Raw genomic sequence first — 12,774 nt, forward strand, 5'->3', positions numbered from 1 at the left:
TGGTCAGCCTTCGTCGATTTCGACGACCAACTTTCCGAAGTTCGTACCCTCCAGCATGCCAATGAACGCTTCTGGCGCGTTGGCGAGACCTTTGACTATGTCCTCTCGAAAGCGAACACGGCCTTCCGACATCCAGGTACTCACCTCGCCAAGAAACGTCGGCCGCTGGTCCCAGAACTCTCGAACGATGAAACCGCGTAGAGTCAAGCTGCGCGACAATACCTCTCGCATGGTTGCGGGAAGCCGATCCGGGCCGTCCGGCTGTCCGGAGCTGTTGTACTGTGCGATCAGACCGCAAACGGGCACCCTGGCGAACTCATTCAGAAGCGGCATCACCGCATGCCAGACCCGGCCGCCGACGAGTTCGAAGTAGACATCGATACCGTTCGGACAAGCAGCGGCCAGCTCCTCGGCAAAGCGGGGGGATCGATGATCGATGACAGCGTCGAATCCCAACTCGTTCCGAACGAAAGCGCACTTTTGTGTGCCGCCCGCGATACCGACCGCCCGCGCCCCCTTGATCTTTGCAATTTGCCCCACCAGCGAACCAACCGGGCCGCTCGCGGCAGCTACAACAACTGTCTCGTTCGCTCGCGGCTTGCCGATTGTCAGTAAGCCTGTGTAGGCAGTTAAGCCGGGCATCCCAAGCACACCCAAGGCCGTCGTGACAGGGCTAAAACGGCTGTCGAGCTTGGTCAGCCCAGCGCCATTGCTAACCGCATGCGTGCGCCATCCTAGTCGCGCTAACACCTTATCGCCGATGCGATAGTCGGGATGACGGGACCGTATCACCTCCGCAACAACGTCACCTTCCATCACGCCGCCGATAGGTGTCGGAGTCGAGTAGGACTTGCGATCGTCCATACGTCCACGCATGTACGGGTCGAGAGACAAGTAGTTGGTCGCGAGCAGGACCTCACCATCGCCTGGCTCCGGCACCGCGACTTCTTCTTCCCGGAAGTCTGTGGACTTCGGTATACCCGTTGGCCTCGCGGCAAGGACGATCTGACGTCCGGTCTGTTGCATCATTTCTCTCCGTTGGGGTGTGTCAGGCAGCAGCGCAATAACGAAGAGCGTCGGGCTCGAGCTCCAGGTCGTTTTTTGCCGCCCGCACGTCAAGCAGAGCGCTCGGCGGCACTCCATTCTTCGTCGCTATCAGCTCGGCCGCGATTGATACGGCGTGCGCAAGCCGGTCGCACGCCTTGCGCAGCGCCTGCTGATCGAGATTGTCCATACGTCAGGCAGTGCTCAGTTGATTGCCCACCGGCAGCTTGCGGATACGCTTGCCCGTCGCTGCGAATATCGCATTGGTCAACGCCGGCATCACGCACGAGGTTCCCGGCTCCCCCACCCCACCGGGCGCCTCGCTGCTCGAGATCAGGTGCACGCGAATGGGCGGTGCCTCATTGATGCGCAACACGCGGTAGTCGTCGAAATTGCTCTGCTCCACGCGGCCGCCCTTCAACGTGATTTCGCCAAAGAGCACGCCTGAAAGCCCAAAGATGATCCCGCTCTCCATCTGGGCACGTATACCGTCGGGATTAACCGCTTGGCCGCAATCGATCGCACAGTCGATCTGTATCGGCTTGACCGCGCCGTCCGTGCCCAATTCGAGTTCGACGACCTGAGCGACAAAGCTGCCAAACCCAGTACACAGCGCGATGCCACGCGCACGGCCTGGCGCAAGCGGCTCGCCCCATCCAGCCTCAGCGGCCGCCCGTTGTAACACTCCTTTCGCGCGAGGACTCTTATCAAGTAGGGCCAGTCGATATTCCAGCGGATCAGTCTTTGCCGTTGCCGCCAGTTCGTCGATAAAGCTTTCGATCACAAAAGTGCTGCGTGTCGCGCCCACACCGCGCCAGAACGCTGTCGGAATACCCGGTGGCTCCTGCCGCACCCACTCGACCAGCATGTTGGGAAACGAATACGCTGTGTCCGCTGCGCAATCCACCGCGTCGATGTCAACGCCATTCTTGATGGCGGCAGGGAGGAACCGCGCTACGATCGAGGAACCCGCAATGCGGTGCGACCAGCCGATCGGACGGCCCGTTGCGTCGAGGCCGGCGCTGATGCGGTCATAGTAGTAAGGCCGATACATGTCATGCTGGACATCTTCCTCGCGGGTCCAGATCACCTGCACCGGTCCCTTGACCTGTTTGCCGACTTGCACGGCGCGCAAAATACCATCGACCTCGAGCCGTCGTCCAAAACCGCCGCCGAGCAGATGATTGTGGATGCGCACCTGTTCAGGCTGCAGGCCAAGCGCTTTGGCGACGGCAGGCTGCGCGATGCCCATGACCTGCGTGCCGACCCAGATGTCGCAAGCGTCGGCCTTCACATCGACCGTGCAGTTCATCGGCTCCATTGCCGCGTGCGCGAGAAACGGCTGTTCATAGACAGCGGCTAGCTTGGCCGACGCACTGGTGATAGCCTTGTTTGCATCACCATCTTGGCGCGCAACGGCACCCGGCCTTTCAGCGGCAGCCGCCAGCTGCATAACGACGTCGGCGGTCGAAAGCTTCGCGTTGGGCCCTGCGTCCCATTGCGGATCGGCTGCTGCCAAACCCTGCTTGGCGGCCCAGGTGTGCTTGGCGACGATCGCAACCGCGTCGCCCATGCGCACAACTTGAAAGACGCCTGGCACACGCTTAGCCTTGGCCTCGTCTACCGAGATGAGCTTTCCGCCGAAGGTGGGCGAAATCGACACGACAGCGAAGCGTTGCTTCGGCTGTCGAACGTCGATGCCGAACGTGGCGCTGCCGTCCACTTTGCCCGCGAGGTCGAGCCGCCGATGAGACCTGCCGATCAATTTGAAATCGGCAGGCTTTTTGAGTTCGACCTTCTCCGGCACTGGGAGCTTTGCGGCGGCGTCGGCCAGTTCGCCGTAGCGGAGCGTTCGCCCGCTGGCCGCATGAGTCACGACACCACGCTCGGCGCGACAGGCTTCCGGCGCGACCCGCCAGCGCTGCGCCGCGGCATTGACAAGCATCGTGCGCGCGCCGGCACCGGCTTGCCGCATCTGACTATAGCTGCCGCGAATTGACGTCGATCCGCCCGTCATCTGAACCCCGAATATCGGGTTCGCATAGAGCTTGTTATCCGCAGGAGCATGCTCGATTGCAACCTGGTCGAGGTCCACCTCGAGTTCCTCGGCGATGAGCATTGGAATCGACGTGTAGGTACCTTGTCCCATCTCGATGTACGGTATCACAAGCGTGACTTTGCCGCCTCGATCGATACGCAAAAAAGCGTTCGGTGCAAAAGATGCATCGCTGACGTTGTCGTCTCTGACGGCGGCTCCGACTGGCAAGCCGAAGGTCAGTAGCAAGCCGCCGCCGACAGCGGCGGCGGCACTGAACTTGAGAAACTCTCGGCGCGACGTTGTGACCCCGACTACCGCTCGTGCCTTGTCTTCGTTCGCTAAGGCCATCTCAGACCTCCGCGCGATTCGATTCTGTGGAATGCTCGGCCACCTTCTCTCCGGCTGCCTGCTTAATCGCCGCGCGGATCCGTGGGTAGGTCCCGCAGCGGCAAATATTGCCCGCCATGGCGGCGTCGATATCGGCGTCGGTGGGGTGCGGATTCGCCGCGAGCAACGCGCTCGCCGACATGACTTGTCCTGATTGGCAATAGCCGCATTGCGGCACATTGAGTGCCGTCCAGGCCAGTTGAATCTTACGCCCTTGCTGCGTCTGAGCGATCGCTTCGATTGTAGTGATCTTCTTGCCCACCGCGGCGCTCACCGGCGTCACGCAGGAACGCGCCGGCGTACCGTCGATGTGAATTGTGCAAGCGCCACAAAGCGCCGCACCGCATCCAAACTTGGTGCCCGTCATTGCCAGCACATCGCGCAAGACCCAAAGTAACGGCATATCGTCCGGTACGTCTACCGTATGCATCCGTCCGTTCACGTTCAAGGTTTTCATCGTGACCACTCCGCCAAGCAATTAAAAAAGTGCGCAAATGTTCGTTGGCGTGTGAAAGCACACACGAGTGCGCGGACAAAGCAAACAAGACAGCTTGCGCGTGAGTAGCGCCTCTCAATCCAAGATGACCAGTCATATATTAATCATGACTCGTCCGCCGCGCAATCACGACGTGGCTGTCGAGATCACTCATGTGCAGTGACCATCGCTATGTCGCTGGAGCATGAAGCGGCATGCTAGAGCTGCGACCTTGCGTCGCATTCCTCAGTGGATAGACCCGTCAAAGCGATCGAGACCGGAGAACGAAAGGAGGATTTCTTCAAAGCCTGCGTTTGCGCAGCGTGCCCTGCAAAAGATGTTCAACATCTCCTTAATGCGGGCAGTGCGAAAGCATGTGTTCTTGATGACGATGAACGATCGGGTTTTCACCAGGACAGCCCGCCGCCCAAGATTAGAGCGACGCAAGCGACAACCGCTATCAGCGCAGCAGCAGTTCCTCCGGCAACATACCCGCGACAGAATTCCGTAACCATAGCTCCTCCGACTAACAGTACCCTTCTTGTGTCGCCGGCTGCATCAGGATTGTCGCCGTCTGCTGACGAGTTCGCAGCATGTCGAGACTTACCGTAGCGCCAAGCTTGCCGGCGGTTTTGATCGATACATTTTGCTCCGGAGGTGAGTGGCACAAATGACGAAAACCATACGAATTCAGGACATTGTTATCGGCGCTGCCCAGCGGAAGCAATCCACATCTCGCAGCGGGAAGAGAGACAACGAATCGGTCGACTTGTGCCGCGTTTATCACATCGGTTGCGGAGGCGTCGGAGTACCAACTATCATGCCGAAACGGGTTCAGGACCCGATGAGTTGCGCCGTACAGCCTGAGGCGGAACACCAAACCCGCGCAAGAACGCCTCTCGCATATGGCGACGATCGTTAAACCCGGTTTCCTTTGCAATGACGTTCAGCGGATGCAGCGATTGCTCGATCATCAAACGCGCCGCCTCCAGTCGCAGCCCTTCGATCGCCTTGGCGGGCGACCTACCCGTTTCCTGCGTAAACACACGGCTAAACTGGCGCGGGCTCAGGTGAGCCCTTTCGGCCAACTCTTCAATCGTCAACGGCCGGCCGAGATTACTGCGAGCGTAGTTCAGCACGTTCTGGATACGGTCGGATTTAGGCGCAAGATCGAGCATCTGGGAATGCTGAGACTGCCCTCCGGACCTTCGCTGGTGCATGACCAGCTTCCTCGCCACGGACCGTGCCACGTCGGCACCCAAATCCCTTTCGATCATCGCCAGTGCCATGTCCAAGCCAGCAGTCATTCCGGCCGATGTCCAGATGAAATCGTCGACGACATAAATACGGTCTTCCTCCACCAGAACGTCGGGAAAACGCTTCCGCATCTCGCGCGCGAACGCCCAATGTGTGGTAGCGCGCCGGTGAGTAAGCAATCCGGCGTTTGCGAGTGCGAACCCGCCGGTGCAGATTCCAGCGATGCGTCGGGCACGCTCCGCCTCCTTGCGCAGAAAGGCGAGCTCGCGCGTCGTCGCCGGCAAAGCGAGCGGATTGGTGCCCCCAGTGACCATCCAGGTTTGGACTTCACGACATCCCCGCACCGAGCGCGTGCCGACGATCACACCGAGTGACGAGCGGACCTCGCCCCCCTCAATAGAAAAATTGTCGACCTTGTAGTGCGGATCGCCCACGACAATATTTGCGCACTCAAAAACACACTGCGACGCTAGCGTCATGAGTTGGAAGCCATCGCTCAGCAAGAACCCAATGCGGTGCATATCCCCTCTCTCCACGTAAAGTACCGGACCCAACGATACCCATCTCTTGCCACAGTCATCAGTTGGTAGCGGCTCGCCGTAGGTACGCACCTGTCTTTAAGCTGTCAGGGTAACTCCCATTGCCTTATTAAAGACGACCAGTCATATTAACATTCACGACGTTGGCTGTCTTTGTCAGTCCGCTCGGCCCCGCACCGGAGCCGAGCTGCTAGTGCGCCGTGCCTCCGTGCACTTTCGGCGTGAGCCCGGGTCCTCGAAAGGCGTGGTCCGAACCCGGGGGCTTTGCCAAATCGAGGAGCGCTGCGTCCGCAGTAATGAACGCATCGACGCATCACCGACTTCTCTTCACCATAACCAACAGACATTCAAAATCTTTCATGTCGAATCCGCAATCATCGCTACCGCTCGCTGGCGTTCGTGTTCTCGATCTCTCCCGTGTGATGGCAGGCCCATGGTGCACCATGGTACTCGGCGATCTCGGCGCGGAAATCATCAAGGTCGAGCACCCGCAGCGCGGTGACGACACCCGCGACTGGGGGCTACCGGTCGGCTCGACGGAGACGGCCTACTTCAACAGCGTCAACCGGAATAAGCGCTCAGTGACGATCGATCTGCAAACAGTCGAAGGTCAGCAACTCGCACGCGAAATAGCGCGCACGAGCGACGTCGTCATCCAAAACTTCAAGTTCGGCGGTGCCGAGAGGCTTGGTCTCGGCTACGAGCAACTGAAACAGGAACGCGCAGACCTAATCTACTGCTCGATATCCGGTTACGACCGCGCGGGTCCAGAAGCGGCGCGCCCGGGATACGACCTGGTGATTCAGGGCGAGGCTGGGCTGATGGCTATGAACGGAGAGGCTGCCCAACCGCCGTTGAAGTTCGGCGTGGCCGCCGTCGATATCATGACGGGGATGTATTCGGCACAGGCGGTTCTCGCGGCGCTATTCGACCGTATGCGCGCCGGCAACGGACGCCACATCGAGATGGCACTCTACGATTGCGGCCTGACGATCACCTCCTACAACGGGCTCGAAGCGCTGATCATGGGCGAAGACCCGCCGCGATGCGGCAATGCCCATCCCTCCGTCGTTCCGTATGGCGTCTTCGATGCGGAGGACGGACCGCTCGTAGTCGCAGTTGGCAACAACGCACAGTTTGCACGTTTTTGCCGTGAGGTGATCGAACGGCCCGATCTTGCCAATGATGAGCGTTTCAAGACAAACATCAGCCGTGCGACTCATCGCGCCGCGCTACTCCCGGAACTGAATCGCGAATTCGCTTGCCGCACGCGCCATGAGCTGCTTCAACGCCTGACGCAGGCGGGCATTCCCTGCGGCGAAGTGCTGGGCCTTCACGAGGCGCTCAGCTCAGCGCGGGCAATCGATGCCGGTCTGGTGACGACGCAACCGCATGCCGATGCCGGCAGTGTGCACGTGCTTGCGCCGCCGTTTCGCTTCGACGGCCTGCGTCTGCCGGTGCGGCATATACCGCCGCGACTCGGCGAAGGCACGCAGGATGTTCTTCAAGGCCTGCTCGGCTTATCCGAAGAGCGGCTTACCCAGTTGAAGGCAACCGGTGTCGTCTGACGCTGCATTGGAATGCACTGCCCCGTTCATCATGGCTCACAAACCATTTTCTAACCGCGTCACCGATCTCTTCCGCACGCGCTTGCCTGTCGTCGCTGGCGGTCTGATGTGGCTTGCGGACGCTGACTATGTCGCGGCCGCGTCGCGCGCCGGCATCATCGGATTCATCACTGCCGCGAGCTTTCCGGAACCGCACGCGTTGCGAGCGGAAATCAGGCGATGTCGCGATCTCTGCGACGGTGGCCCGTTTGGTGTCAACGTCTCAATGCTGCCAAAGCTGCTACCGGGCGAGAAGACCCGGGAAATTTTTGAACTCGTTGCGAATGAAGGTGTCGAGTTTGTTGAAACGTCCGGTCGGAATCCCGAAGAGTTCCTGCCGCTCCTGAAGCGGGCAGGCGTGAAGGTACTGCACAAAGTGCCCGCCGTACGCTATGCAGTCAAGGCAGCTGCAATGGGTGTCGACGCCGTTGCCATCGTCGGAGCCGAATGCGGTGGACATCCGGGGCTCGACATGGTCGGATCGTTCGTGAACGCTGCTTGGGCCGAGAGCCAACTGGACATTCCGTACCTGATTGGCGGCGGTATAGGCCGCGGCTCACAAGTCGCCGCGGCGCTCGCGATGGGTGCGTCGGGCGTGGTGGTCGGAACCCGCTTCACCGTGGCCGAAGAAATTTGGGCGCACGATGCCTACAAGCGTCGTCTGATCGAAGCGCAGCCGACCGACACTGAGCTTTGCATGAGTTCCGTGCGCAATACGATCCGCGCACTGCGCAATGACACGACTGCCGCTGTGAGGGCTATCGAAACCGCGAACCCGGGCGTGACGATTCAAGAATTGATGCCGATGGTGGCGGGCAAGATCGGGCGCGAAGCTTACGTCAGCGGCGATTGGTCGAAAGGATTGCTCTCTGCCGGACATGCGTTAGCGTTCGTCGACAAGGTAGAACCGCTCGCCGCGATCGTCTCGCGTTTCGAGGACGACATGCTGCGCGCACTCGCGCGCCTGCGGACGGTCACGGCCAATTGATGACGGCTTTCGTTGATCCCTCTGGCCATTCGGGCTCAAACTCATCTATCGCAGTGAATCCGGCAAGCATCATTAAGGAGACAAGTACGTGCAACAAACTTCTATCGAATTAATCCAGAGCAGTGCCGAGTACAAGGTGCTCGTTTCGTCTCGCCGGCGTTTCAGTTTCACGCTGACGGCGCTCATGGTCTTTACCTTCTACGGTTTCATTCTTTTCGTCGCCTTCGCGCCACGGACGCTCGCACGGCCGCTTTATGAGGGCGCCACGACGAGTGTCGGTATCGCCGCAGGTGTCGGCATCATGTTGATCGGGTTCGGGCTGACGGCCTGGTACGTACGCCGCTCCAACGTAACGTTCGATCCGCTGATGAGCACAATGCTTGCGAAAGCTCAGCAGGGAGACTGATCGATGAAGCGCGCTTCCACCCTCCTCTGTACTACACTCTTTGCCACATCCACGCTCGCCCACGCTACTTCAGCCGAGGGGGTGGCTCCCACGCATACCGCGATGAACCCGGCTGCGATCGGCATGTTCGCGCTCTTTGTGATCGTTACACTCGGAATCACGCGTTGGGCGGCAAGCAAGACCCGCACGACCAAGGACTTTTATAGCGCCGGAGGCGGAATTACCGGCTTGCAGAACGGTTTTGCCATCGCTGGCGACTATATGTCTGCCGCTTCATTCCTCGGACTTTCCGGCATGGTGTACGTATTCGGTTTCGATGGCTTGCTCTATTCGATCGGCTTTCTAATTGCATGGCCGTTCGTGATGTTTTTGCTCGCCGAGCCGTTGCGAAATCTCGGCAAGTACACATTCGTCGACGTCGTGGCATATCGCTTCGAGCAGGCACCGATCAGGCTGCTCACCTCGTTCACGTCACTCGTCGTCGTGATCTTTTATCTCGTCATCCAAATGGTTGGTGCGGGGAAGCTGATTCAGTTGCTTTTTGGACTGCAGTACTGGCTGGCGGAGGTCATCATCGGTGTGTTGATGGTTGTCTACGTATTCTTCGGCGGCATGAAGGCGACGACCTGGGTGCAGATCATCAAGGCGGTTCTGCTGCTCTGCGGTGCGACGTTCATTGCCGTTATCGCACTTCAGCAATTCAATTTCAGCCCCGAGGAAATGTTCCGGCGTGCCGTTGCCGTTCATCCGGGAACACTGAGCATCATGGGTCCGGGGAAGTTGGTGAAAGATCCAATCAATGCCCTGTCGCTCGGCATCACACTGATGTTCGGCGCAGCAGGTTTGCCCCATGTTCTGATGCGCTTTTTCACTGTACCCAACGCAAAGGAGGCGCGGAAGTCGGTGCTCGTCGCAACCGGGCTCGTCGGATATTTCTACCTTCTCACGTTCATCATCGGGTTTTCCGCGATTGCACTGCTCGTGCAACATCCGGAGTTCTTCAAGGTCTCGGCCGGAGGACACTTCAATCTCACGCACGACTTGATCGGCGGCTCCAACATGGTCGCGGTAAAGCTTGCAGAAGCGACGGGCGGAAACCTGTTCTACGGTTTTATCGCCGCCGTCACTTTCTCGACGATCCTGGCAGTTGTTGCGGGCCTCACTCTCTCAGGTGCGACAACCGTATCCCATGACTTGTACGCTTGCTGGCTTGCTGGCGGGAAGGCGGACGAACGCCGGGAGATGCGCATCTCTCGAGCGTCCACTATAGCGCTCAGCTTAATCGCGATCGGTCTCGGCATTATGTTCGAGCACAGTAACGTCGCGTTTCTCGCAGGATTGGTGGCCGCAATTGCCGCGAGTGCGAATTTTCCGGTACTGGTATCGTCGATTTTTTGGGGTGGGATGACGACGCGCGGCGCCGTGGCCGGCGGACTCCTCGGGCTGTCTTCTTCGCTCCTGCTCACGCTGTTTTCCAAGGCGGTATGGATGGACGTACTGGGCCACACTCATGCGCCGGTGTTCCTCGATAGCCCGTCACTGGTTTCCGTGCCGCTCGCATTCGTCGGCATCTACGTGGTCTCTGTGCTGGACCGCAGTGACCGCGCACGGCGAGAGCGGGAAGCGTTCGGATTGCAAGAGTTCTACGCGCAAACTGGCCTCCTCCCGATCAAGGCAGCGGAGCACTAAGGGCTTCCGTCCGCAGAAAAACGCGAAGGTGTACGCAAGCTTTCCAACCGGAATGACCGCTACGAAGAGAGTCCGCCGCGCGCGTGTCCGTTCAGGGGCTCGAGCGCGGAAAGACGCGCACAGCGCGTCTGTGCTCCGAGGGCTCAGCCCTTGCCCACCACCACTAGCTTTCGGTTAGCAAACTCTTTGAGCCCAACGTCTCCGAGTTCGCGGCCGTAGCCCGATCTCTTGATCCCGCTGAAAGGCAGTTCGGCGCGAGAAGTCGTCGGCGTGTTGATGAACACCATCCCAGTTTCCATCCGCGATGCAAGAGAGCGAGCGCGCTTAATGTCGGACGAGAAAATCGAGCCTCCCAAGCCGAACGGCGAATCGTTGGCGAGGAACACGACGGCATCATCGTCATCGACGACAAAGATCTGCGCCACGGGGCCGAAGAACTCTCGGTAGTAGGCGGGATTTTCCTTTGTGATACTTGCCAGCACCGTAGGTTCGTAAAAGAAGCCTTTGCGTTCTGCTCGTTTGCCGCCTGCCAATACTTGAGTGCCATTCTTCACCGCGGCTTCGACCTGGCGATCGAGATCGTTCAGTGCCGCCTCGGACGACATCGGCCCCAGCACAGTCTCCGGTGCCATCGGGTCGCCCATTGGCGCGCTCTTCATGCCGCTGACAAACGCGTCGACAAATTTCTCCGCGACTGCACGCCGCACCACGAAGCGCTTCGCGCCGATACAAACCTGTCCGGCGTCGGCGAGACGGGCGGAGATGCCCGCCTGCACGGTCTTCTCAATATCGGCGTCATCCAGCACGACGAACACGTCACTACCACCGAGTTCGAGCGTGGACTTCTTGAGCATTTCCGATGCTCGCGCCCCCACTTTGCTACCGGCGCCTTCCGAGCCGGTCAGGCAACGCCTTGGATACGCGAGTCCCCCAGTAGTCCGGCGATCTTCGTGGAAGACACGTACAGGTTGGTGACTGCGCCGCTCGGTGCGCCAGCCTGCCGGACGATGTCCTCAAACAGCGCCGCACATTGCGGAAAGATACTCGCGTGTTTAAAGACTATCGGGTTTCCGATCGCGATCGCCGGCGCAACAACCCGTGTAAGTTGATAAATGGGAAAGTTCCATGGCTCCACCGCGAGCAGGATGCCGATCGGATGATATTCGACCCACCCCTCGCCAACTTCAGTGGCAATGAGTTGCGGCTTGAGAAGTTCACGGGCTTGCCCATTTCAGCGCCATTGTTCGAGCAAGCTTGTCGCTATTTTCGGTCAAAAGCGACGCCAGCTTGTCGAGAACGGCGGGCCGCGGCGCGATGTTGCCCCTTGACCAGTTCGAGTGATAGAGCGTCTGCTTTCGCAAGCGCTGCTTCGACCTCACCATTCGTGTGGTCGGCAAACTCCTGGATCGTTTGCTCGGTGAAAGGGCTGAGGGTTCTGTACGCCATAACGGTTCCTATACGATCGCGGGGCGTCGCCGATCGCCAAGAGAAGGTGGTAAAGGGATCTCCGGCACTTTCGGGCGGCTGTCGAGCGATTGAACTGGTCGACGTCTATTCGCGCTCCACATCAGTGCTTTCGATGGTGGGAATGCTCTCGTGCTGGCGGCCGGGGAAGAACTTCGCTGCCGCGCCGCCAGCCCGTCCATCGATCAGTAGCCGATGGTGAAGCGTGCGCGCTCGTGCGCCGGTTTCTCAAGTTCGTCGACGAGAGCAACCGCGTAGTCTTCGAAGGAAACCCAGCTCTTGCCCTGATCGTCCTTGATCAGGTCATCGCCACCGAGGCGGAACTTGCCTGTGCGCACGCCCGGGTCGATCTGCATCGGCGGACTGAAGTACGTCCAGTTGATATCCGATGCTCTGAGCGCCGCGAAAGCTTTCACGTGGGATGTTGCGATCGGAATCAGCTTTTCCGGCCAGTAACCGGATTCGAGTACCGTCACGCCGGGCGAGTACCAGAGCGAGCCGCATCCACCTGCCATGACAAGGCGCGCAGAACCAGCCTTGCGAACGGCGACGATCGCGCGCTCGATCACTTGAGGCAGTTGGTCCGTGTAGCTCACATCGCTAAAGAATCGCTCATCCTGCTTCGCAGGGCCGAAGGCGCTGACGACAGCATCCGCGCCAGCGATAATCTCCGCTAGGCGATCTGCGCTACTTAGATCATCGCGCACGGTTGGAATACTTTTGGGAAGCTTGTCCGGATTGCGGGCAACCGCCGTGACTTGATGCCCGCGGCTGATCAGTTCGCTGAGGACCGGGCGGCCAACCTGGCCGGTGGCGGCGAGAACGACGACTTTCATATTCAATGTCCCTCTAGAATTGGCACTTCGTTGTGGAATGGCCG

13 protein-coding genes are annotated in these 12,774 nt (G+C 59.6%); 4 read left to right on the forward strand and 9 right to left on the reverse strand.

The genetic code is table 11. The features are described 5' to 3' along the window. Positions 1 to 3: 3 nt before the first annotated feature. The 5 genes from EVC45_RS26560 to EVC45_RS26580 all read right to left on the reverse strand — a co-directional run bounded on the left by EVC45_RS26560 (position 4) and on the right by EVC45_RS26580 (position 5,722). A complete protein-coding gene (locus tag EVC45_RS26560; RefSeq protein WP_129961188.1) occupies positions 4 to 1,029 on the reverse strand; it encodes an NADP-dependent oxidoreductase in 1,026 nt (341 codons plus the stop codon). A gap of 19 nt (positions 1,030 to 1,048) precedes the next feature. Next, entirely contained in the window at positions 1,049 to 1,234 is a 186-nt protein-coding gene (locus EVC45_RS26565) for a hypothetical protein (protein ID WP_129961189.1), read from the reverse strand. Positions 1,235 to 1,237: 3 nt separating this feature from the next. Further along, entirely contained in the window at positions 1,238 to 3,430 is a 2,193-nt protein-coding gene (locus EVC45_RS26570) for a xanthine dehydrogenase family protein molybdopterin-binding subunit (RefSeq protein ID WP_129961190.1), read from the reverse strand. A gap of 1 nt (position 3,431) precedes the next feature. Beyond that, a complete protein-coding gene (locus EVC45_RS26575) occupies positions 3,432 to 3,926 on the reverse strand; it encodes a (2Fe-2S)-binding protein (RefSeq protein WP_129961191.1) in 495 nt (164 codons plus the stop codon). 836 nt (positions 3,927 to 4,762) lie between these two features. Continuing rightward, positions 4,763 to 5,722 carry a GlxA family transcriptional regulator gene (locus tag EVC45_RS26580; RefSeq protein WP_129961192.1) on the reverse strand — a complete coding sequence of 320 codons (960 nt, stop codon included), beginning with the start codon at positions 5,720 to 5,722 and terminating at the stop codon, positions 4,763 to 4,765. A gap of 377 nt (positions 5,723 to 6,099) precedes the next feature. On the opposite strand from EVC45_RS26580, the gene EVC45_RS26585 reads away from it, so the two are divergent. The 4 genes from EVC45_RS26585 (at position 6,100) to EVC45_RS26600 (ending at position 10,430) form a co-directional block, all read left to right on the forward strand. Further along, the gene (locus EVC45_RS26585) at positions 6,100 to 7,308 is read left to right on the forward strand and encodes a CaiB/BaiF CoA-transferase family protein (RefSeq protein ID WP_129961193.1); all 1,209 of its coding nucleotides are present in this window, start codon (positions 6,100 to 6,102) and stop codon (positions 7,306 to 7,308) included. After that, positions 7,298 to 8,335 (forward strand): nitronate monooxygenase family protein, encoded by a 1,038-nt coding sequence (locus EVC45_RS26590; protein ID WP_248295257.1) that lies wholly within the window; start codon positions 7,298 to 7,300, stop codon positions 8,333 to 8,335. Before EVC45_RS26585 ends, EVC45_RS26590 begins: the two co-directional genes overlap by 11 nt. Positions 8,336 to 8,423: 88 nt before the next feature. After that, positions 8,424 to 8,741 carry a DUF485 domain-containing protein gene (locus EVC45_RS26595; protein WP_129961194.1) on the forward strand — a complete coding sequence of 106 codons (318 nt, stop codon included), beginning with the start codon at positions 8,424 to 8,426 and terminating at the stop codon, positions 8,739 to 8,741. Between the two features lie 3 nt (positions 8,742 to 8,744). Continuing rightward, positions 8,745 to 10,430 (forward strand): cation acetate symporter, encoded by a 1,686-nt coding sequence (locus EVC45_RS26600; RefSeq protein WP_129961195.1) that lies wholly within the window; start codon positions 8,745 to 8,747, stop codon positions 10,428 to 10,430. A gap of 143 nt (positions 10,431 to 10,573) precedes the next feature. Here EVC45_RS26600 and EVC45_RS46210 read toward each other — a convergent pair whose 3' ends face one another. The 4 genes from EVC45_RS46210 to EVC45_RS26610 all read right to left on the reverse strand — a co-directional run bounded on the left by EVC45_RS46210 (position 10,574) and on the right by EVC45_RS26610 (position 12,730). Continuing rightward, positions 10,574 to 11,284: an aldehyde dehydrogenase family protein gene (locus EVC45_RS46210; protein WP_306770795.1), complete on the reverse strand. Its 711-nt coding sequence runs from the start codon at positions 11,282 to 11,284 to the stop codon at positions 10,574 to 10,576. Positions 11,285 to 11,331: 47 nt separating this feature from the next. Then, on the reverse strand, positions 11,332 to 11,625 hold the full coding sequence (locus EVC45_RS47965; RefSeq protein WP_211193482.1) for an aldehyde dehydrogenase family protein: 294 nt from the start codon (positions 11,623 to 11,625) through the stop codon (positions 11,332 to 11,334). A gap of 65 nt (positions 11,626 to 11,690) precedes the next feature. Next, entirely contained in the window at positions 11,691 to 11,876 is a 186-nt protein-coding gene (locus EVC45_RS46220) for a hypothetical protein (RefSeq protein WP_211193481.1), read from the reverse strand. Between the two features lie 203 nt (positions 11,877 to 12,079). Further along, on the reverse strand, positions 12,080 to 12,730 hold the full coding sequence (locus tag EVC45_RS26610; RefSeq protein WP_129961196.1) for an NAD(P)-dependent oxidoreductase: 651 nt from the start codon (positions 12,728 to 12,730) through the stop codon (positions 12,080 to 12,082). Positions 12,731 to 12,774 lie beyond the last annotated feature (44 nt).

Source organism: Paraburkholderia sp. UYCP14C (assembly GCF_004197395.1).
GTDB lineage: Bacteria > Pseudomonadota > Gammaproteobacteria > Burkholderiales > Burkholderiaceae > Paraburkholderia.